The organism is Nocardia sp. NPDC046473 (assembly GCF_040645995.1).
Taxonomy (GTDB): Bacteria; Actinomycetota; Actinomycetes; order Mycobacteriales; family Mycobacteriaceae; genus Nocardia.
The window spans coordinates 209,785-229,054 of sequence record NZ_JBEYZJ010000011.1 but is presented as its reverse complement, the minus strand read 5'-3'; the positions used below and the strand labels follow the sequence as shown (position 1 = coordinate 229,054).

General features: G+C 65.5%; 22 protein-coding genes. 10 read left to right on the top strand and 12 right to left on the bottom strand.

All coding sequences use genetic code 11. From position 1 onward, the window contains the following. Positions 1–12: 12 nt before the first annotated feature. The 3 genes from ABZ942_RS36390 to ABZ942_RS36380 all read right to left on the bottom strand — a co-directional run bounded on the left by ABZ942_RS36390 (position 13) and on the right by ABZ942_RS36380 (position 2,744). The gene (locus tag ABZ942_RS36390) at positions 13–225 is read right to left on the bottom strand and encodes a hypothetical protein (RefSeq protein WP_357390265.1); all 213 of its coding nucleotides are present in this window, start codon (positions 223–225) and stop codon (positions 13–15) included. Positions 226–275: 50 nt separating this feature from the next. Then, positions 276–1,832: a M1 family metallopeptidase gene (locus tag ABZ942_RS36385; protein WP_357390263.1), complete on the bottom strand. Its 1,557-nt coding sequence runs from the start codon at positions 1,830–1,832 to the stop codon at positions 276–278. 189 nt (positions 1,833–2,021) lie between these two features. After that, a complete protein-coding gene (locus ABZ942_RS36380; protein ID WP_357390261.1) occupies positions 2,022–2,744 on the bottom strand; it encodes a hypothetical protein in 723 nt (240 codons plus the stop codon). On the opposite strand from ABZ942_RS36380, the gene ABZ942_RS36375 reads away from it, so the two are divergent. Further along, positions 2,734–2,979: a hypothetical protein gene (locus tag ABZ942_RS36375; RefSeq protein ID WP_357390259.1), complete on the top strand. Its 246-nt coding sequence runs from the start codon at positions 2,734–2,736 to the stop codon at positions 2,977–2,979. The two genes, ABZ942_RS36380 and ABZ942_RS36375, sit on opposite strands and share 11 nt — an antisense overlap. 425 nt (positions 2,980–3,404) lie before the next feature. Here ABZ942_RS36375 and ABZ942_RS36370 read toward each other — a convergent pair whose 3' ends face one another. Continuing rightward, positions 3,405–4,256, bottom strand: coding sequence for a ParB/RepB/Spo0J family partition protein (locus tag ABZ942_RS36370; protein ID WP_357390257.1), 852 nt, complete (start codon positions 4,254–4,256; stop codon positions 3,405–3,407). A 1,055-nt stretch (positions 4,257–5,311) separates the two neighbouring features. Between ABZ942_RS36370 and ABZ942_RS36365 the strand changes: the two genes are divergently transcribed. Then, positions 5,312–5,878: a hypothetical protein gene (locus ABZ942_RS36365; protein WP_357390255.1), complete on the top strand. Its 567-nt coding sequence runs from the start codon at positions 5,312–5,314 to the stop codon at positions 5,876–5,878. Positions 5,879–5,883: 5 nt separating this feature from the next. Here the strand turns inward: ABZ942_RS36365 and ABZ942_RS36360 are convergent, their stop codons facing one another. Beyond that, on the bottom strand, positions 5,884–6,030 hold the full coding sequence (locus tag ABZ942_RS36360; protein WP_357390253.1) for a DUF1059 domain-containing protein: 147 nt from the start codon (positions 6,028–6,030) through the stop codon (positions 5,884–5,886). A gap of 189 nt (positions 6,031–6,219) precedes the next feature. Between ABZ942_RS36360 and ABZ942_RS36355 the strand changes: the two genes are divergently transcribed. From ABZ942_RS36355 to ABZ942_RS36345, 3 genes are read left to right on the top strand one after another with little or no spacing between them, the layout of a single operon-like run. Further along, the gene (locus tag ABZ942_RS36355; protein ID WP_357390251.1) at positions 6,220–7,467 is read left to right on the top strand and encodes a hypothetical protein; all 1,248 of its coding nucleotides are present in this window, start codon (positions 6,220–6,222) and stop codon (positions 7,465–7,467) included. 52 nt (positions 7,468–7,519) lie between these two features. After that, positions 7,520–8,062 carry a YaeQ family protein gene (locus ABZ942_RS36350; protein WP_357390249.1) on the top strand — a complete coding sequence of 181 codons (543 nt, stop codon included), beginning with the start codon at positions 7,520–7,522 and terminating at the stop codon, positions 8,060–8,062. 16 nt (positions 8,063–8,078) lie between these two features. Then, complete coding sequence (locus ABZ942_RS36345; RefSeq protein WP_357390247.1) at positions 8,079–8,333, top strand: hypothetical protein; 255 nt, start codon at positions 8,079–8,081, stop codon at positions 8,331–8,333. A 48-nt stretch (positions 8,334–8,381) separates the two neighbouring features. Here the strand turns inward: ABZ942_RS36345 and ABZ942_RS36340 are convergent, their stop codons facing one another. Both ABZ942_RS36340 and ABZ942_RS36335 read right to left on the bottom strand, forming a co-directional pair. After that, on the bottom strand, positions 8,382–9,764 hold the full coding sequence (locus ABZ942_RS36340; protein ID WP_357390245.1) for an FAD-binding oxidoreductase: 1,383 nt from the start codon (positions 9,762–9,764) through the stop codon (positions 8,382–8,384). An 82-nt stretch (positions 9,765–9,846) separates the two neighbouring features. Continuing rightward, the gene (locus ABZ942_RS36335) at positions 9,847–11,340 is read right to left on the bottom strand and encodes a hypothetical protein (protein WP_357390243.1); all 1,494 of its coding nucleotides are present in this window, start codon (positions 11,338–11,340) and stop codon (positions 9,847–9,849) included. A gap of 387 nt (positions 11,341–11,727) precedes the next feature. Between ABZ942_RS36335 and ABZ942_RS36330 the strand changes: the two genes are divergently transcribed. From ABZ942_RS36330 to ABZ942_RS36320, 3 genes are all read left to right on the top strand, one after another. Further along, positions 11,728–12,669 (top strand): hypothetical protein, encoded by a 942-nt coding sequence (locus ABZ942_RS36330; RefSeq protein WP_357390241.1) that lies wholly within the window; start codon positions 11,728–11,730, stop codon positions 12,667–12,669. Between the two features lie 191 nt (positions 12,670–12,860). Continuing rightward, positions 12,861–13,259: a hypothetical protein gene (locus ABZ942_RS36325; RefSeq protein ID WP_357390239.1), complete on the top strand. Its 399-nt coding sequence runs from the start codon at positions 12,861–12,863 to the stop codon at positions 13,257–13,259. A gap of 111 nt (positions 13,260–13,370) precedes the next feature. Further along, positions 13,371–13,574 (top strand): hypothetical protein, encoded by a 204-nt coding sequence (locus tag ABZ942_RS36320; protein WP_357390237.1) that lies wholly within the window; start codon positions 13,371–13,373, stop codon positions 13,572–13,574. On the opposite strand, the gene ABZ942_RS36315 is transcribed toward ABZ942_RS36320, so the two are convergent. From ABZ942_RS36315 to ABZ942_RS36300, 4 genes are read right to left on the bottom strand one after another with little or no spacing between them, the layout of a single operon-like run. Then, positions 13,558–14,508, bottom strand: coding sequence for a nitronate monooxygenase (locus ABZ942_RS36315; RefSeq protein WP_357390235.1), 951 nt, complete (start codon positions 14,506–14,508; stop codon positions 13,558–13,560). The two genes, ABZ942_RS36320 and ABZ942_RS36315, sit on opposite strands and share 17 nt — an antisense overlap. Positions 14,509–14,538: 30 nt before the next feature. Next, positions 14,539–15,207, bottom strand: a complete 669-nt coding sequence (locus ABZ942_RS36310; protein ID WP_357390233.1) for a pyridoxamine 5'-phosphate oxidase family protein — start codon at positions 15,205–15,207, stop codon at positions 14,539–14,541. Next, positions 15,200–15,610 (bottom strand): tautomerase family protein, encoded by a 411-nt coding sequence (locus ABZ942_RS36305; RefSeq protein WP_357390231.1) that lies wholly within the window; start codon positions 15,608–15,610, stop codon positions 15,200–15,202. Before ABZ942_RS36305 ends, ABZ942_RS36310 begins: the two co-directional genes overlap by 8 nt. A 33-nt stretch (positions 15,611–15,643) precedes the next feature. After that, positions 15,644–16,696, bottom strand: a complete 1,053-nt coding sequence (locus ABZ942_RS36300) for a nitronate monooxygenase (RefSeq protein WP_357390230.1) — start codon at positions 16,694–16,696, stop codon at positions 15,644–15,646. 97 nt (positions 16,697–16,793) lie between these two features. Between ABZ942_RS36300 and ABZ942_RS36295 the strand changes: the two genes are divergently transcribed. Then, the gene (locus tag ABZ942_RS36295; protein ID WP_357390228.1) at positions 16,794–17,651 is read left to right on the top strand and encodes a LysR family transcriptional regulator; all 858 of its coding nucleotides are present in this window, start codon (positions 16,794–16,796) and stop codon (positions 17,649–17,651) included. A gap of 31 nt (positions 17,652–17,682) precedes the next feature. On the opposite strand, the gene ABZ942_RS36290 is transcribed toward ABZ942_RS36295, so the two are convergent. Next, on the bottom strand, positions 17,683–18,306 hold the full coding sequence (locus ABZ942_RS36290; RefSeq protein ID WP_357390226.1) for a helix-turn-helix domain-containing protein: 624 nt from the start codon (positions 18,304–18,306) through the stop codon (positions 17,683–17,685). Positions 18,307–18,376: 70 nt separating this feature from the next. Here ABZ942_RS36290 and ABZ942_RS36285 point away from each other — a divergent pair, with 70 nt between their 5' ends. Further along, entirely contained in the window at positions 18,377–19,270 is an 894-nt protein-coding gene (locus tag ABZ942_RS36285; protein ID WP_357390224.1) for an NADP-dependent oxidoreductase, read from the top strand.

Below are 19,270 nucleotides of genomic sequence, written 5' to 3'. Positions count from 1 at the left end.
CACCGTGTGCGATCAAGCCGCTACATAAACCGGCTTCTTCTTGAAGACACCCTTGACAGCGACCGGCGTCGCCGTGCCGACACTCACCCCTTGCCCGCTCTGCGGCTCATAGTTGACCGGGCCGCACGATATCGCGCCCCGTGCACACTGCGCAGGTGACGAGATGTGCTCGTCCGGTGCCGCATGCAACGCGGCCACAATGAACGGTGCGATGGTGGCCGCCATGACGAAGGACCTCAACGATCGCGGTAGAGCGTGTCTCGAAGAGACGGGCGTCATTTCCGGTCCCCGCGCCCGAACGGCCACGCGTCGGTGCCCGGCGCCTCGGGAGCTTCCTGCAGGCCCTGGTTGCTGAGGCTGCCCGGGTACAGGTATTCGCTGGCGGGCCGCCTCTTGCCGTTCAGCCACGCGTCGAAGAAGCCGTCCAGCTTCTTGGTGGTGCGGGACTGCACGAACTGCCGGAACTCGGGAATCGACGCATTGCCGTGCTTGTGGCCCTGCGCGAAATCCTTGACGGCGGTGAAGAATACGTCGTCACCGATGTAGCGGCGCAGTGCGTGCAGGAAAAGCGGGCCGCGGGTGTAGACGGTGGTGAATTCGTTGCCCTTGCCGGGATTGTAAAGCGGTGTCGCCCAGACATTCTGCTGATCGGCACTGGCGAGGGCCCGGCGATAGATCTGATCGGCGTTCTGGTGATTGACCCGCTCCGGGTACAGGATGTCGGCGGTGTAGCTGGCGAAGCATTCGTTCAGGCAGACATCGCGCCAATCCTTGACCGAGACCGAATCACCCCACCACTGGTGGGCGTTCTCGTGGATCAGCGTGTTCAGATCCGTCCACGGCGCGTAGATCGGCCGGGTCTGGGTCTCCAGCGAGAATTGCAGGTCGGTGTCCACATAGATGCCGCCGCCCGCCTCGTGCGGATACGGGCCGTACAGCTGCTCTTCGAAGGCGAGCACGCTGGGCAGCTTCTTTTCCAGATCCCTCTTCTGCTGGGCGCCGCCCGGCGCGAAGAAACTCTCCAGCGGCGTATTGCCGACCTTCTGATTCAGCCGGGTGAATTTGTCGATCGCGATCGTGGACAGATACCCGATGATCGGATCCTTGGCCTCCCAGGTGACGGTGTGCTTGCCGGTCCCGGCGGCCACGTCCGACGTGCGGACTCCATTCGAGGCCACGTCCCAGCCGGTCGGCACCGTGGCCTTCACGGTCAAGGTGACCTTGTCCAGCGGTGTGTCGTTGAGCGGGTACCAGGTTGTCGCCGAATGCGGTTCGCCCGCCGCGAACGCGCCACCGGACGGCGAATAGGTCCAGCCGTTGCCGTTGGTGTTGGGCACCGTGCCCGCGTAGTCGACGATGACGGTGAACGGTTGCCCCGGCGGCAGTGCAGCTTTCGGCGTTACGACGAGTTCGTGCTCGCCGGTCCTCTTGAACTGCGCGGCCTGGCCGTTGACGGCGACGGAACTGACTGCGGGGCCGGCATAGTCGAGATTGAACGCCGACAGGTTCTGGGTGGCGTTCGCGGTGATGGTGGCCTTGCCCTTGAGGTTGTGCGACGACGGGGTGTAGTCGATGGCGACGTCGTAGTGGAGCGCGTCGTAGCCGCCGTTGCCGTCCTGCGGGTAGTACGGGTCGCCGAGACCGTCCGAGCCCGGCGTCGGATCGGCGGCGCTCGCGGCCGCACCGTTCGGCGAATCCGGCGGCGGTGCGGCGACCGCGGCAACGCCGGCCGACAGGCTCAGCGCGAGAGCCAACGCGGACACCGCGACCGGCCGCGCCCTGAGCGCGACGGGGATCGGATTGCCTCTGTCTGACCACTTATGAATTCGCATGGTGCACAACCTCTTTGGTAGGCGATCCGATGAGCGAGCTCGGTCGCGCGAACGTGTCGTTGCCCGATCGGATCTGTAATCGACTGCAGGAAGTGCCGACTCGGCAATCTGCAGGTACTCCCCCGGCGGTCCTGGTGGCTCCCGCGGAGCAACCAGGCCGATCCGGTAAACCGATGAGCCGCTAGGCGTTCAGCGGCTGCTCCAGCCGCCGAGCACCCGTCCGGTGTTGTTGGCGTCGATGAACACGACCCACTGCACGGGCTGCTTACCTTGCGTGGCAGCACCTTTGACCGAGACCTGATACGCGGGGACCGCGACGCTGGGCGCCGTCGAGTTCTTGGCGGCCAGCTTCGGGTCGAACCACCTGGCGCTCGTCGCGGAGACGGCGAACTTGTCGCGCGGCTGCTTGGTCTGCTCGGCGAGCGCGCGCAGGGCAGTGGCCGCCACCGCGGCGGGCGGCGTGCCGGCCGTGGTGGTCCCGACCGGGTACTTGCCCTTCGCCTGCTGCGACAGCGCGCCGGTGGCCGAGATGAGCTTGCCGTCGGCGGCCAGCGACTGCGCCACCGTGGCGCCGTAGACCGGCACCGAGTCGATCTCCTGACGCAGCTGCACCGTCGAACCCTGATCGGCCGGGGACACCTTGTCGACGACGAGGTTGCCGACCGACCCCGCGCCGAAGACCTGCTGGACCGTCTGCGCCTGGGCCTGCGCGATGGCCGGGGCCTCGGCCGGCGTGCCCGGCGGGACCGGCAGCGGGTTCTTGAAGATCACCTGCATGGCGATGCCGTCGGGATCGGTGAAGATGTTGCGCGGCAGGGAGGGCAGTTCGAAGATGCCCGGCTTGGTGGTCGGCGGGGTGGTGGTGGTCGGTATCGACGAGGTCGTCGGCAACGGCGAGGTGGTGGGCGACAACGTCGTTGGATCGGTCGTCGGCGAAGTGGTCGGCGCCGAAGTCGTCGGATCGGTCGTCGGCGCCAACGTCGTCGGATCGGTAGAGGTCGTCGATTCGGTCGTCGGGGACGAGGTGGTCGTCGGGGACGACGTCGAAGGGGTGGTCGGCGTTGGTGTTGACGAGGGCTGGGCAAGCGCACCGGAGCTGGTCGTGAAAACCGTTGCCGCTAAAACGAACACCACGGTAGCGGTGTAGCGAGCCGCCCTTCGATGTGGGTATTTCATATCCAAGTAGAACCACACTGCGGGCGTTATTTTCGACTGGGGACGTACTGGGGAGTTCGTATTACGACTTAATTAACTTTCCCCGCTCCGCAATTCGGCGAAGTGTCCCGCACGTGCGGTCGAGTCGTATCACTTTCGGCGCAAGTGCGACGAAATATCAAGCCGCCGAGCCGGACCGGTAGCACGATCGCGCCGTGCCGAGACGGTGTGCTCCGACGGACCTTCGGTGCCGCAATCGACTGGGCACAGTCGAGCAACATCTGCTCCGTGCCGAATAGCGCCGACGCCGTAGGCGTGTGCGCGGTGGGTCGCGGCACCGAAGGCTCGCCGACGCGCAACCTGCGGACAACGTTCGATTCGCAAGTCACGCACCGTATCGCGAGGTAAAATGCACGGTCATTTACTGTGTAGTCGATCGCCGATACGCGTCGCGAAGTCCTGCCAGTTGGCCGCGTTCTGCCGGGCCATATCGAGCACGAGATTCAGACAGTGTTCCGGGATGCGATCGGCCAGATCGAGCGACTGGGTCGGCGTGCGCGGGCTGGCGTCGAGCCAGCGCAATACCGTGCGCCCGGTTTCGGTAAGGCGCAGCGACGGATCGCGGCGCAGGCTCTGCAATACCGAAGAAGGGCAAACCCGCTCCGGCGGTGCCGGATCCGGTGCGAGCGGCGCGCCATCGGAGCCGTCGCAGGGCTTCTTGCGGCGCTGGTGTTCGACGTCCGGGCGGCGCACTCGGCGCATCCGGCCGTCGCGCCCTAATCGATGCCTCGTCTGGGGAACATCCCCAGACGACTGCCTGCGCACCGCACCCACCGTCTTGTGGTCCAGCCCAGCGACTTCGGCCACCTTGCGGTCCGACCACAGCGGGTACATCCGCATGATGCGCAGCGAGGCGGCTTTGCGATCGAGGATCGACAGCGGCAGGCCGTGCGCGATGTTGGCCTGCACCGCGAGCACGAATGCCTCTTCCTCGGTGCCGTCGAAGAACTGTGCCCGGATGACGTTGTCCCCCTTCAATTTCGCGGCCTTCAGACGGTGCACGCCGTCGATCAGCCGCATGGTTTCTCGATGCACCAGGATCGGCGGCAACTCCGCCTCGGTCGTCGCTAGCACCTGTGTATGCGCCGAGTCCTCAGCACGCACGCGCAGTGCGCCGCTGATGTCTATCGACTCGATAGGAATCTCGATGACTACGTCGGCAACTCCGACTCTCGCATCGTCGTCCACGTTCAATCTGTGTTCACTCACGGCGGTACTCCTGCGTCGAAGCCGAGATCATTCCGTAGCACACTTCGCCCCGCTGCCAGTACCGATCCGAACCACCACAACAAGCGGGACGAATCGATGCGGTAGGCACGGCGCTGTGCCGGGTCAGCAGTGACTAACTAGCGCGGACAGCAATATTTCACATTGGCAGAGTTCCGGCAACGATACGGTGTCGAAACGGTCCTGCATTCGCAATCTGCGGATCGCCAGCGTGATTCGCGGCGTTATTTGTGAAAGGTGTTAACCCGAAGATCCCCCGCTCCGCCTTTCGGAAACATTTCGGAAACTACCAGTTCCAGCCCGAAACCGCAGTCAGCGTGGATACGCTTAAGAGTTGGACTTGCACGCCGGCCGCGGCGGCCGCGACGGACATGCTTGTACGCCAAGGTATATGGCGGAACAAAGCTCCGGAACACGACGACCACCCTGATCGCCGTCACAACAAACAGAATCCGGAACAATTCGACTCCGGACGCAACAAAACAACGGTATTCCGACCGAAAGGGATTACCGCTCGACCTACACCACGTGCCTCAGGCACACCCATACCGCGTTCGTGTTCAAGTCCCCTCTCGCACACGAAGAACAAGACGGGTTGCGCCTTGTTCGTAACGATTTCAGCTGAGGAACTTATCTGCCCGAACATCCCTCAGTTCCGATCCATCCTATCATCGGACCTCCCGCTCAGCAGCGCGACGAACGAAATTCCCCGGGTTAGTTCACCCTTCGAGAGTCCATACAGGAGAACATGTTTCGGTGATATCCGGTAGCCGTCACCGAAGAACTTCTCGAGTGTCCGCTCACCGCCCTCTTGCTGGTTTCGAGCCGGTCGATCCGGTGAGCACGGAATCGGCGTCCTTGTGACAATCGCCTTCGCTGGCCGGATAGGACAGCCGACGAGCCCTGATCGCACCGCCGACCGACCCCCGATTTCGGCCCACCGCGCGGTCCGGAATCCCCCTTAGCACTACGGTATTGACGGCAAATGGCACTGCGGCGTGATGCTCGGCAGGGTCGCCGCTTTCTACGGTCGGGACATGCTCAACAACGAACCCGCTTCAGTTGCTCACGACGCTGCGGTGCGGCCCACCCGGTTGCGCGGCGCACTCGCCGTCACCGTGGCGGCGGTTGCCACTGCGGGCCTCATCGGTGCGGCAACCGGTAGCGCGAGTGCCGGACCGGGTGGCGACTGTCTGTGGGCGGGCACGGGTCACGCGCAAGGCACGACCGTGGCGGCCGGTGGCCGCGCTTTCACCTGTGCGACAGACCAACTCGGCGCACCGCGGTGGCAGCGGGGCGCGGCCGTCCGCACGCCGAGCACCGTCGTCGATCCCGGCGCCACCACCGCGCCCGCAGGCAACTTCAGCGTGGGCGCGCAGCAGCCGGGCACCGAGTACAACGACTACTGCGTGGGTACGCAGCTCATCGATGGCAGCGAGTCGGTGTACGAGGTCGTCTCCGACGTGACGGGCGCCCTGCGCTGGCAGGCGGCCGGACCGATCGCCCAGTGGACCTTCATCCCCGGCACCGGCCCGGTGCCGACCACCCGCTCGGCCAGCCTGTGCCTGCCGGACCAGGTGATCTGGCCGGAGCCGACCCGATAGACGAATCAGTAAGCGATGAACAAGATCTCGTCGCGCGAGTACTCGTGACCCGGATGATTCTCGGCCAGGTGGGCCTTCGTCTTCTCGACAAGATCGTCCTCGTCGATGCCGACGATGGCTTCTCCGCAGGGGCAGTTCAGGTTTCGCTTCATCAGGGTGTCCTTTCCTCTCGTTCGACAGTCTAAGCGGACGGGTGACCGGACCCCGAGCTCAGGACTGGTCCCCTGGGGGTACACCCCTACACATCCCGGGGTACACCGGGTCGTCCGCCGGGTTGACGCGCTCGCGACGCGACTCTTGCCATCATGAGCTCGACCCGAACGTCGAGGAGGACCACCGAAGTGATCACATTGCGCGGCTGCGCACTGGCTCTGGCCACCGCCATGACGGCCACCGTCCTGCTGACCGCATGCGAGCAGTCCGCGCCAGAGACCACCGGCACGGCGGCGAAGATCACCCTACCGCCGCTGAGCGGGCGCTACCCGGTCGGCACGACCGATCTGCATCTGGTGGACGCGCGGCCGGACCCGTGGCATCCGGCCGACAAGCGGGAACTGATGGTCACCGTGACCTACCCCGCGCAACGCGCCGGTGAACGCGCCGCCTGGATGTCGCCGGGAGTGGCGGCCGCCGTCGACAAGCTCGCGGCCAGTTCGCCCGAGAACGGCCTGAAACCGGGCACGATCGACTGGGCAGGCACCAAACGCCAGGCGAGTACCTCGGCCGAGGTCGACCGCACCGGCGGTGCCTGGCCGGTTGTGCTGTTCTCGCACGGCTTCGGGGTGGAACGCGAGCTCAACTCTGTCCGCACCGACGACCTGGCCAGTCACGGCTACGTCGTCGTGTCCATCTCGCATACCTACGACGCGAGCGTGGTCGAGTTCCCCGGCGGACGCCTGGTCACCAACGATGCCAAGCCGGATCTGCAGTACCTCGCGACCTCGGTCGAGGCCCGCGTCGCCGACACCAGGTTCGTGCTCGACCAGCTGACCCGCCTGAACCGCGGCGAGAACCCGGACGCCGAAAATCGCACACTGCCTACGGGATTGGCGGGCGCGCTGGACCTGTCGACGGTCGGCATGTTCGGCCATTCACTGGGCGGCTTCGCGGCGGGCGAGGCGATGTATCAGGACCAGCGCATCGGCGCGGGCATCAATTTCGATGGCAGCATGAGCATCGGCAAGGTCGGCGAGATCGTGCAGCACGGTGTGGACCGCCCGTTCATGCTGGTGGGCGCCGACGGCGTGGATCCGGCGACCGGGCACAAGTTCGAGCACTCGCACCTGGCCGACTTCGACCCGAGCTGGGGCCAGTTCTGGACCAATCAGCAGGCGTGGAAACGCGACCTGCACTTCGACGGCGCCGCCCACATGAGCTTCACCGATCTCCAGGTCGCGGTGCCGCAGTGCGCCAGCGTGCTGACCGAGGAGGCACGGCAACGCACCGTCGGCACGATCCACCCGGCCCGCTCGGTGAGCGCACAGCAGGACTATGTCGCGGCGTTCTTCGACCTGCACCTGAAACACCTCGCCACCGACCTGTTCGACGGGAACAATCCGCGCTACCCGGACACCAGGTTCATCCCCTGACGCAGGCCGCGCGGCAGGACCACCGGCGAGGTTCGCCTAAGCTCCTGGCCTTATGGCACTCCCCGCAACACTGCACAACTTCGCCGTCCAACTGGCCGACGTCGACCGCGACGTCTACCAGGACCTGGAGTTGCGGATAGCGCGCCACCCGTCCGAGACCGCCGAGTTCATGATGACCCGCCTGCTGGCCTACTGCCTCGAATATCAGGAGGGCATCGCCTTCAGCGAGGGCGGCATCTCGTCCACCGACGAGCCCGCAGTCCTGGTGCGCGACCGCACCGGCCGCCTCACCGCCTGGATCGAGATCGGCGCTCCCGACGCGGAACGCCTGCACCGCGGCAGCAAACTGGCCGGGCGCGCCGCCATCTACACCCACCGCGACCCGGCCAAGGTCCTGGCCCAGCTCGCGGGCAAGCGCATCCACCGCGCCGAAGCCATCCCCCTCTACAGCTTCGATCGCGACTTCATCGATGCCGCCGTCGCCGCGCTCGACCGCCGCAACACCGCAACCCTGTCGATCACCGAACGCTCGCTATACCTGGACCTCAACGGCACCAACCTGAGCACACCCGTCGAACAGCACGCGCTCGGTTAGGTCCGGAATTCGGCGCATGACCGCAGCGGGCCTTGCTACCCTCACGGCTCATCTCTTCAACGTGGAGGATCTCATGAACCGTCCCATGCTGAATATTGTTGCCGCCGGAGCCATTTCTCTGGCGATCGCCCTGCAGCCCGCGATCGCCGCAGCCGCCCCCGCACTACCGCAGGAACCTACGCCGACCGCTCCGGTCACCGCGCCGTTCGACCCCATCTGTCCACTCTGCTTCATCCGCGAATTCCTCGAAAGCGGTTCAGCGCACCCGTAATCCACTAGGCCGGGCGAGTAGTACGCGTGCTACTCGCCCGGCATGGGATCAACGACTGATGGCGAACTCGTCGCTGACGAGGCGGAGACGACGGGACAGGTCGGAGACGAACACCCGCTCCGGATCGATGGCATCGCGAACCCGACGCCATTCGTCCAGCCGCGGATACATCGCCCGGACCATTTCGGGCGTCGTGCGTGAATCCTTCGCGAAGTACAGACGTCCACCCGCCGCCAGTACGCGCTGGTCGAGTTCGGCACAGAACTCGCCGAGCCCGGACTTGAGCGGGAAGTCCAGGCTGAGCATGAAACCGGGATGCGGCCATGAGAGCGGTGCCTGGTTGCCAGGGCCCATGCGCTTGAACACATTCAGGAACGACCGGTGCCCCGAGTGTGCGATGGCCCGCACCGCGTCGGCGAGCTGCTCCTCGGCACCGAACGGCATCGAGAACTGGTACTGCATGAAGCCGCGGCGACCGTAGGCTCGGTTCCACTCCCCCAGCAGATCCAGCGGGTGATAGAACTGCGTCAGATTCTGGATCCGGCCGCGTGCCCGCTGCGGATACGCACGATAGGCAGCCTCGGCCGCGATTCGCGAGGTGAGGTTGTTGACCATCCCGTTCGGGAAGATATCGGGCACGGTAAACAGTTGCGGCGCATCGAATTTCAGTGGTTCCCTGCGCAATTTGACCGGCAGTTGGTCGAGTTCGGCCAGCGACCCGCGACTGAATGCCGCACGGCCGACCTTCGCGCCGGTGCTGATCGTGTCGGGCACCGACATCGAGTACTCGTAACCCTCATCCGAACCGCCGGTCAGCAGTTCCATCGTCTCGTCGAGGTTGTTGGTGCGATCGTTGTCGACAATGAAATACGCGGTCTCGGTGTGCTTCATCCGCACCCGGGCCCGAACGATGATGCCGGTCAACCCCATTCCGCCGACCGTGGCCCAGAACAGTTCCGCGTCAGCACCTTCCGGTGCGATCGTGCGCACCGACCCATCGGCGGTCAACAGCTCCATCGACAGCACGTGATTGCCGAAACTGCCGTGGGAATGATGGTTCTTGCCGTGGATGTCGGAGGCGATCGCCCCACCGACCGTCACCTGCCGAGTACCCGGCAGCACCGGAACCCACAGACCTGACGGCAGCACCGCCCGCATCAAAGCGTCGAGGCTGACCCCCGCGTCGACATCGACCACACCGCTATCCGGATCGATGCTGTGCACTCGGTCGAACACGGTCATATCGACGACAAGCCCGCCACCGTTCTGCGCCGGATCGCCGTAGCTGCGGCCGAGGCCGCGCGCGATAACTCCGCGCGGCCCCGCCTCCTGCACGCTCTTCGCCACCAGATCAATGTCAGGCGTGGACAACACCCGCGCGACAGTTGACGCAGTCCGGCTCCAGCCGGTCAGTGGACGCTGATCGATCACCGGGCCCCATCTCCGAAATTCACCAAGCCACCGTAGCGCTTGGCTTCGCGTCGGCAAGCGGGGTGCCGGGACCGGATCTGCCTCAGGTCGCCAGGAACGCCAGCATTTTCTCGCGGAGTTCGGCGTCGGGCTCGCATGCCGCGGCTGCGGTGATCCAGTCGCGAGCGGCGGGCGGGCGGGCTTGCGGTGGCCAGGAATCGATGGTGCCGAGGGCGGCTCGGCGACCTCGGGCGATTCGGCCGCGGAGGGCGATCGAGAGCAGGTTCTGCCCGATGCCCGGGTGATCGCGTAGCTTTCCCACGATGATCTCCAAGGCCCTGTCGGCCTCGTAACCCCGTCCCAGGCCTAGTGATTCGGCCGGGCCCGAGGCCAGCTCATCGAGTGGGAGGAGCTCTTCGGCGAGAGCTACGACTTGTTCGACGGTGTTCGCGTCGGCGTGGTGTATCGCCCACTGCCAGATGTAGGCGTTGCGGCGATCAATGTGTAAGCGCGCCAGGGCATGTGGCAGCGCGTCCACGCCGAGTCGGCCCGCGCAGGACAGCGCGGTCGCGAACGTATAGGACCGGGGCTCGGGGTCTTCGCCGCGCGGCACGAGTTCGCGCAGCACCACATCTCGCCACCGGGGTTGCGCGAGCAAGGCCGTATACCGGGCGCGCAGGCGTGCGGGCTCGCCGTCGGGCCAGTCGAAATCGTCGTCGTAGACCAGCTTTTCGAGGGTGAGCGCCGCGTCGAGCAGCTCGAGGTGGGGTTCGGCCACGGCGACGAGTTCGGCGAACCGGTGCATGGCGGGTACTGCGTCGTCGTAGTCGTGCATGTCTGCTGCGGGGCCGCCGTTCGCGAGAGCTTGCAGGATGCCCGCCGCGCCGGCGAGCAAGGTGTCGTCGACATCGTGTTCGAGCAGAGCTTCGTAGAGACCGCCGGTCGTGGCCGCTAGATGGGCGAGGTATTCGTTCATCACGCCGTTGCGGAAGCCGGTGCGCAGCAGCCAGGCTTTGATATCCGGGTCGACGCAGCCCTGCAGACGCTCGACCGCGTGAATGCGGCCCCACCCGTCGAGACGCTGCGCCAGCTCGAAAACCGCACGCTGCCGGTCGGGTTGGGTGTTCATCAGGGCGACGACGGCGAAGAGCGCGAACTCGTCGAGCGTCCCCAGTAGTTGCAGCAGTTCGCGGTCCCGTTCGTCGCCGCTCACACCGAGCAGCACGATGCCGAGCTTGGCGACTTCGCGGCGGGTGGCGTTCTCCACGACGAATCTGGCTGCCGTACGCAGTTTTTCGCGTGGCACCGAGCGGGATCGCAACTCGCCCACCAGATCATCGGCGACGCGCACGGCCTGCACTTCGGCGAAGACCTGGAGCAGGCAGGCCGGATCGTCGAGGTGCCTGAGGATTCGGTCGGTCAGTTCGGCGACGGGCTGCGATCCGGTCCCGAAGTGGTGGGTGCTGACACCGTCGTAGACGACGCTGGGAAAGACGAATTCGCCTGCCTTGCGGGGCTCTTCGTCCGGCAGCGGAAAGCCGTCGCGCGGCCAGGGGCCGGGACCGTGCAGAGCGGCGAGAGAGAGTGCGTGGGCCACGAAGGTGGCCTCGCGGGGGCTCAACAGCCCGGGCGCAAAACGCCCTTTCCGTAGGTGATCATGGGTACGAGGATGGCAGCTCGGCCGCCTGGACGCAACCTCGCGATTATCTATATTTCAATAGATAATCCTTTCAATTATCCCCACTTCCACTGGGGAGATGCCGTCGATGTCTTTCATGTCACTATTCAAACAGTTGTTCAGAAAATGGCGGCGTACCCCGCAGCCGTAGACTGGGACATCCTCTCGCGCAACAGTTCTCGTTCGGCCATACCTGCGGCGACCGCTCGCGGCGAGTAATGGGAAAGTTCCCAGCGCCGGCGGTGATGGGGTTCGTCTGACTGTTCAGCACCCCGCCCTGCACATCCGGTCCGAAGTGAGCACCTCATGAATCGCAAACATCTCTTACCCATTGTCACCGCCTGCTTAGTCCTGTCCCTCGGGCCGGGCTCCGTCGCGGTGGCAGCCCCCGCCAGCACGCAGGCCGCCGACGCCGCGCCCTTCTGTTACGAGGAGCCGTCCACCCCGCAGGCCGATATCAGCGACCTCAAAGCGCGGTTCGACAAGTCGAACTGGATGCCTACCTTGCAGGCCATGTACCAGCGGCGTTGGCCGAGCGGGCAGAAGCTGGCGATCGCCCAGGCCAAGGATCAGTACTGGGATCAGTTCGTGGAAACGGACAGTTTCGAGGCGTTCGCCGAGTCGATGATGGTGGCCATCCACGAGGAAACCCACATGTGGGACCTCGACGGGTCGCGCACTGAGTGGGACAAGTACACCGCGTCCTGGATCAACGCCACGCAGCAGATGACGAACATCCCGCTGTACGCCGGTTTTCCGCGCAAGGAAATCCTGCCGTTGATCAAGGACAAGCTCAGTGACGACATGGACGGGATCTATCTGCGCGATCAGCAGCAGGGCGACTATCACTTGCAAGGCGTGACAGCGGAATTGAACGCGGGCCTGATGGGCCTGCCCGCGGTCACCGTGGTGCAGGAGTACATCAAGGGCATCGGCGCGAGCAATGCCAGGGATATTGCCGCGACCAACCTCCGATACCTGCTGCTGTACTTGCGGGTGGCCAAGGACAAGCACCCCGACTACTGGGCGAAGATCAAGAACGAGCCCAAGCTGCGCGACCTGGTGCTGACCCAATTCCTGCGCACCGCTTACTGGTTGGAGAAGTCCGCGCCGTACTCCGGCAAGCTCGGCGGCCCGAACGCCGACAAGATCACCGAGAAGAACTACGCCCCGGAGAACATCTCCATTGTCGAGGAGTTCACCGGCCGCAAGGTCCGCACAGACGCCCAAAAGAATTGCACCGCCTGATATTTCGGTAGCCGAGTGGGATTGCCGTCCGCCTGCGGCAATCCCACTCAGCGCTGTTCGACGACCGCGCCGTACTCGCCGAGAATGGCGATAGCGGGCGGGTGCGGTATCTTCGGCTACGACCGCATCCGGACGCTGGATACGATCTTCGGCACGGGCCGAACACGCCGACCGAGATCGAGATTGCCGCTATGCCTGCACACCCCGACCTAGCCGATGTGATCGAGGCCCTGCACTCGGACCTGGCCGAATGGATGGGTTCGAACGCGCCACCCAAGGTGTTCGACCGGTTCGCCAACGCGCTGCACGACGAGTTCTCCTCGGTCACCACGGTCGGTCAGGTCATCGACCGGGACACGCTGCTGGCGGGGGTGTGGTCGGCGCGCAACGCGCAGCCGGGATTCACCATCGAGATCACCGACATCGAGGAGATCGCGCAGAGCGGCAGCATCCTCACCGTGCGCTTCACCGCCGAGAACCTGCAGGGTGATATCCGCAGCCGTCGCCTGGTCACGGCGATCCTGCTCAACACCGACCACGGATATCTATGGCGGTCCCTCCACGAAACCACCACTCCCCCAGCCGAATAATCCACACCGACGCCTTCGATCAATCTGAGCCATTCATTGTTCACTATTTGACCGGGTCACCGAGTGCCAGAATCATTTCCGACAACCGCCGAATACCACCCGGAGGCGAACATGACGGAGGAACTACCCGAGGCCCCGGCGAGCGAGGCCGACGAACCGGCCCCGGTCCACGATGAGCTACGTCATTTGCCAGAACTCGTCGTCCTGGACGACGAGGGCAGCCCCATGCCCTACGAAGAAGCGGCCGCTTGGCTGGAAGAGAACGTCCAAGACCGCAAAGACGAGTTCCGCTCCTACCTCACCGACAAGCCCTGAGTGCGACCATGTCGGCGATAATCGAGGCGACGGAGTCGATACTGGTGATCCGGCCGATTCCTTCGCCGACGATCGTGTTCGCCACCTCGTAGTCCTCGGCGTCGAGTGCGGTATCGAATTGCGCCTGGGCTTGGGGCAGGTGCTCGGCGAGGCGAGTTTCCTGCCCGTGCCAGCGGCGAACGAAGTCGTTGTTCAGGACCCGTCCGGTGTAGCCGGTCGGCCAGTCCTTCTCGCGGACTAGGTCGTAGACCCGTTGCCGGATGGTGTCGTCCCCATTAGCATCGAGCGCGTGTTCCTGCGCCGCGCGGGAGATCGCGGCTTCCCGCGATGCCCAGAATCTGGTGCCGACGAGCACTCCGTCGGCGCCGAGTGCGAGCGCGGCGGCCAGCCCACGGCCGTCGGTGATTCCCCCTGCCGCCAGCAGCATCACTTGCGGGGCAACGGTTTCGAGTAGATCGGCGATCTCTGGGACGAGGGTGAACGTCGATCGCCGTCCGCCGCCGTGCCCACCGGCCTCACCGCCTTGCGCGGCGATAACGTCGGCCCCGACCTCGATCGCCCGGCGCGCCTGGGCGATGTCGTGCACCTGGCAGATGAGCGGGATCCCTGCGTCACGGATCGTTCGCGCGAAGGGAGCCGGGTCGCCGAACGACAGGAAGATGGCCGCAGGCCGGTAGCTGATCACTTGATCCAGCAGGTGCCGCTGCCGGCTCATCGACCAGGTGATGAATCCGCAACCGACCGGGTCCGCGGTCAGTGCGGCGAACTGCCGTGCGAGCCACTGTTCGTCGCCGTATCCGCCGCCGAGTAGGCCGAGCCCGCCTGCCTGCGTGACCGCGCAGGCCAACCGCGCGTCCGAGACGTAATCCATCGGCGCCAGCACGATGGGATAGGTGATGCCGAACCTGTGGGTCAACCGATTCTGCATGCTCATAATGGCCCTCCGCGTGAGGTTTTCGGCGTCTTACATTCCTTGCAGACTGGCGAGTTGTTGTTCGAGTTCGTGATTGCGTCGGCGCAGCTGTTCGATCTCGTCGGTGAGCGGGGCGCGGGCCAGGCGCAACGATTCGGCCATCCGCTCACTGCTGTATTTGACCGGAATGTTCTTGAGACAGTTGCGATCCAACGCTTCGACATGGATCAGGAACGCGCGATCGCAGCGGGTACGCACGACGCCATTTGGTGTGGTGAGCAGCCGGTCGATGAGTTCGGGATCGGCTGCGCGCTCGATGATTTCGGCGCGGCCGAACACTTTGACGCGAGTGCGGGTCGGGTAATCGACGAAGAACAAGGCGACCCGGTTGTCGTGGTCGAGATTGCCAAGGGTGACGAACTGCTGGTTTCCGGAGTAGTCGCCGAGCGCGAGTGTCGAAGGATTCAGGACGTGGACGAATCCCGGTGGCCCGCCGCGATGTTGGATATAGGGCCAGCCCGACGGGGTCACCGTGGCGATGAAGAACGAGTCGGTAGCGCCGATGAGCGCCGTAGTCGGTCCGTCGAGTTCTTCGGGTACGCCCGCGTTTTCGCCGTCGGCCATCTGGTGGCCATACCAATTGATGCTTCCGGTGGCGCGCTGCCGTGCGGCGCTGGCGTCGGAGAACGCGATCGCACCGTAGCGGGTTGTCCTATTCACCGGCGGACAGCGCGGCGAGTTCGCCGGTGACGTACTGGGCCACACCGAAGCCGAAAGACCAATCCTGGGGCGCATTTTCGCTGATGCCGATGAACAGGTCCGGCCCGTGCACACCGACCGGTTCGAGATGCTCGGCCAAAGATCGGAACAGTTGCTGTTTGACCTCGATACCGCGCCCGCCCTGGGTGAAGATCTGCACGATCACCACCCCCGAGGTGCGCTCGAATCCCAGACCCGCATCGAGCGCGATGATCTCCCCGCCCCGGTGCGGGGTCAGGATCTGGAAGCGGTCGCGAGCGGGTATGCCGAGCACGGCCACCAGTGCCTCATGTACGGCGTCGGCGATCTCGCGGGCTTGCGCGGACGTACGGGAGTCGTTGTAGTCGATACGTACCAGCGGCATGGCTTAGCTCCAATCGGGTCGGCGGAGTAGCGGCTAGGACAAGGCGGGCTGCGCTGGAGCGCACCGTAATTCGGCGATCCGCGCAGCGAGTTGAGCCACGACGACGGCAGCGGGTTCAGTGCTTGCGTGGCGGTATCCCGTTCCGGCCCACAGGTTCAGGGAGTGCGGATCGGCCGCGGCGGCTTTGCGCAACGCGGCGGTGAGGGTATTGAGGTAGGGATAGGCCGCGGGCGCGGCGGCGGAGAACTCGTCGATGAACGAGTTCCGTAGCGCACGGGCCGGGCGGCCGGAAAACGCACGGGTGAGCACGGTTTCGGTGAACTGCGGGTCGGCCAGGGCGTCCTTGTGCGCGGGCTTGGTCCCGGCTTCCGGGGTGCGCAGTAGCAGCGTGCCCACCTGCACGGCCACCGCGCCCAGCGCCAGCATCGCGACGGCACGTTCGGCGGTGGCGATGCCGCCCGCGGCGAGTAACGGCAACTCGGTCACCGCGCGCACCTGCGCCAGCAGCTGATCCAGCGGCGCCTTCTCCGGAGTATCCGCGATGTGGAAGGTGCTGCGATGCCCACCGGCTTCGGGCCCCTGCACGCACAGCACGTCGGCACCGGCATCGTCGGCGAGCCGCGCCTCGGCGATCGTGGTCACGGTGATGACGACGCAGATGTCGTGCCGGTGCAGCCGAGCGATCACCACACGGGACGGGATGCCGAAGGTGAAGGACACCACGGGCACCGATTCGCTGATCGCCAGATCGACCTTGGCGTCGAAATCGTCGTCACTGAACGGGATCTCGTCGGGAAGCGGCGCCCCGAACCGGGCAGCACGCTCAGCGAGCAACGCGCGATACGCGTCGAGCAACGGCCGGTCCGGTGAGATCAGCTCGGGGACAAACACATTCATGCCGAACGCGTCGACACGCTGCCGCAGCTCGGTGATGTCTTCGCGCACCTTCGCCGCGGTGGCGTAACCGGTGGCCAGGAACCCGAACCCACCGGCGGACGACACCGCGGCCACCAGTTCCGGGGTCGAGGGCCCACCGGCCATCGGAGCGCCGACCACGGGGACGGTCAGGGATCGGAAATCGAACATCGCTGCACTTCCTGAATGTCGAGGGAACCCCGCTAACGCTACGACCGCAAGAACCGGCCGTAAAATACCTGCTCAGCATGCGGTATACGCTGAAACTATGGACTTGCAGCTGCGTCACCTCACCGCGTTCGTCACGCTGTGCGAGGAAGGCACCTACACGCGCGCCGCAGCCCGCTTGCATATCACTCAACCGTCGCTGACCCGCACGATCCAAGACCTCGAGCGGATCCTCGAATGCGACCTGGTCGCCCGTCCCGCCCGCAAACTCGAACTGACCGCCAACGGTGCGCTGTTCTTGGAGCGAAGCCGCGCCATCCTGACCGAGGTCAACGAGTTGCAAGCAGAGATGCGCACGCGCAGCCAGGTCCGGGTCGGTTTCGCCTGGCTGTTGCCGAGCGACTGGTTCGCCGCCACCCGCGCTCGCTATGAAGAACTCGGCGGCCAGATCACCGTGCACCGCAACGACAATCCCGCCGCGGCGCTACACCAGGGCACCATCGACATCGCCGTCGCCCGCAACTTCAATCAGCCCACCGCCGCCATCACCTGGCGTCGCATCGGCACCGAACAGCGAGTTCTCGCGGTATCCGCACGCTCGGACCTGGCGCACGCAGCGGGGCTGCGCTGGGCCGACCTCGCCCATCACCCGCTGGTCGTCAATACCCAATCGGGCACAACCACTCCCGACTGCTGGCCCGATCCCGATCCGGACCGCGAGATCGTCACCTGCGGCAACTTCGACGAATGGATCGAACTCATCGCCGCCGACCGCGGCATCGGCGCGGTGCCCGCCATCGCCGAACACCGTGCGCCTCATCCCGATGTGGTCTATCGCGCACTGCCCGACATCCCGGATTCCACCCTTTACCTCGGCTGGCGGCGCACGCCGCCACCGCCACGTTCGGTCCGGCGTTTTCTGGATGCCGCACTGGCCACGGCGGACTCGGCCCGATAGCCACCTCGGCAATGGCGCCGACCTCGAGCGGTCAGCGACTCGCCACAGCCCGATCGGCCCTAATTCCTCGCTTATGTCGAGGAGCGCAGGCAACCTCCCAGGCCGCCTCGATCATTTGGAATATCTCGTCGACAGCGGCATCCGGGTCGGCCGCCTCGCGGGCCAGCGAATGGGCGTCGACGACGAACCGCGCGATCGTCCGGCAGGCCGTCTCGCTCTGCGGCAGTTCGGGATCGGCAACGAGGGCCGCGGCCAGCGACTCCGCATGACGCAGCCGCATCGACTCCTCATACGCCCGCAGGTCAGGTGATTCGTCGATCATCCGCCAGATCGGGGCAGCGCCGTCGGACGCGCAATGGCGCACCATGGCGTGGATCTCGCGACGCAGCGCGGGGATGAGCGGTTCTTGTGCCGCGCGGTCGGTGACCGCCTGAGCAAGGCGTTGCTCGAAGTCCTCGTCCTGCTCGAAGATCAACGCCTCTTTGGCGGTGAAGTGCGAGAAGAGCGTGGTGACGGCTACGTCGGCCGCCGCGGCGATCTCGCGGATGCCGACCGCGTCGTATCCCTGTTCCAGGAACAGTCGCAGGGCGGTGTCAGCGATCTTCTGGCGGGTCGCGGCCTTTTTACGTTCACGGCGTCCGAGCGGCTCGGTCATCCGATGATGCTATCAGATAGGAAATACTAACCGTTGTTAAACACTAACCGTTAGTGTTATGTTCGATCGCATGAAGAGAGTGAGCTTCGCCGAGTTCGGCGGTCCGGACGTGCTACGACTCGAAGACGCCGAGGAGCCCCATGCGGGGCCAGGTCAGGTACGCATCGCCGTGCGGGCGGCGGGCGTGAATCCCGTCGACTGGCGGGTCCGTGAAGGCCAGAAACTGCAAGCCCATCCGCTCGAGCTGCCCGCCGGAGTCGGGATCGACGCCGCCGGGGTGGTGGACGAGGTCGGGGCGGGGGTCGACGGAATCGCCGTCGGCGACAACGTGTTCGGCGAAGGCTCGAACACCTATGCCGAGCTCGCCGTGCTGTCGGCGTGGGCCCTGATGCCCGAGGGACTGTCGTTCGAAGAGGCGGCCGGTTACCCGTCCGTGGTGGAGACCGCACTGCGCGTCATCCGTGAGGTCGGTGTGCAGCCCGGGCAGACATTGCTGGTCAGCGGTGCGTCCGGCGGAGTCGGATCGGCGGTGCTGCAGATCGCCCGCAACCGCGGCATCACGGTGATCGGCACGGCCAGCGCCGCGAATCAGGACTATCTCCGGAGCCTGGGGGCCGTCGCCACGACGTACGGTGCGGGCTGGGTCGAGCGGGTGCGACAGCTCGGCCCGGTCGACGGGGCGCTGGATCTGGCAGGCTCGGGCGTGCTCCCCGAACTCGTCGAACTGACCGGCGATCCGCAGCGGGTGATCTCCATCGCCGATCTCGGTGCACCGCAATTCGGTGTCCGATTCTCCGGCGTGGCCGGGAGTGTGCCGGACGCACTGGCCGAGGCGGCCGACCTCATCGCACAAGGAAAGCTGCACATCCCAGTCGAGAAGTCGTACTCGCTCGCCGACGCCGCCGCGGCGCACATCGACAGCCATGCCGGTCATACGCGCGGGCGCCGAGTCATCGTCATCTGA

What these genes read in the sequence shown, in the direction of transcription:
- ABZ942_RS36390 (WP_357390265.1), bottom strand. Translation starts at nt 225, where the DNA reads ATGGCGGCCACCATCGCACCGTTCATTGTGGCCGCGTTGCATGCGGCA.
- ABZ942_RS36385 (WP_357390263.1), bottom strand. Translation starts at nt 1,832, where the DNA reads ATGCGAATTCATAAGTGGTCAGACAGAGGCAATCCGATCCCCGTCGCG.
- ABZ942_RS36365 (WP_357390255.1), top strand. Translation starts at nt 5,312, where the DNA reads ATGCTCAACAACGAACCCGCTTCAGTTGCTCACGACGCTGCGGTGCGG.
- ABZ942_RS36360 (WP_357390253.1), bottom strand. Translation starts at nt 6,030, where the DNA reads ATGAAGCGAAACCTGAACTGCCCCTGCGGAGAAGCCATCGTCGGCATC.
- ABZ942_RS36350 (WP_357390249.1), top strand. Translation starts at nt 7,520, where the DNA reads ATGGCACTCCCCGCAACACTGCACAACTTCGCCGTCCAACTGGCCGAC.
- ABZ942_RS36345 (WP_357390247.1), top strand. Translation starts at nt 8,079, where the DNA reads ATGACCGCAGCGGGCCTTGCTACCCTCACGGCTCATCTCTTCAACGTG.
- ABZ942_RS36330 (WP_357390241.1), top strand. Translation starts at nt 11,728, where the DNA reads ATGAATCGCAAACATCTCTTACCCATTGTCACCGCCTGCTTAGTCCTG.
- ABZ942_RS36325 (WP_357390239.1), top strand. Translation starts at nt 12,861, where the DNA reads ATGCCTGCACACCCCGACCTAGCCGATGTGATCGAGGCCCTGCACTCG.
- ABZ942_RS36320 (WP_357390237.1), top strand. Translation starts at nt 13,371, where the DNA reads ATGACGGAGGAACTACCCGAGGCCCCGGCGAGCGAGGCCGACGAACCG.
- ABZ942_RS36315 (WP_357390235.1), bottom strand. Translation starts at nt 14,508, where the DNA reads ATGAGCATGCAGAATCGGTTGACCCACAGGTTCGGCATCACCTATCCC.
- ABZ942_RS36305 (WP_357390231.1), bottom strand. Translation starts at nt 15,610, where the DNA reads ATGCCGCTGGTACGTATCGACTACAACGACTCCCGTACGTCCGCGCAA.
- ABZ942_RS36300 (WP_357390230.1), bottom strand. Translation starts at nt 16,696, where the DNA reads ATGTTCGATTTCCGATCCCTGACCGTCCCCGTGGTCGGCGCTCCGATG.
- ABZ942_RS36295 (WP_357390228.1), top strand. Translation starts at nt 16,794, where the DNA reads ATGGACTTGCAGCTGCGTCACCTCACCGCGTTCGTCACGCTGTGCGAG.
- ABZ942_RS36290 (WP_357390226.1), bottom strand. Translation starts at nt 18,306, where the DNA reads ATGACCGAGCCGCTCGGACGCCGTGAACGTAAAAAGGCCGCGACCCGC.
- ABZ942_RS36285 (WP_357390224.1), top strand. Translation starts at nt 18,377, where the DNA reads ATGAAGAGAGTGAGCTTCGCCGAGTTCGGCGGTCCGGACGTGCTACGA.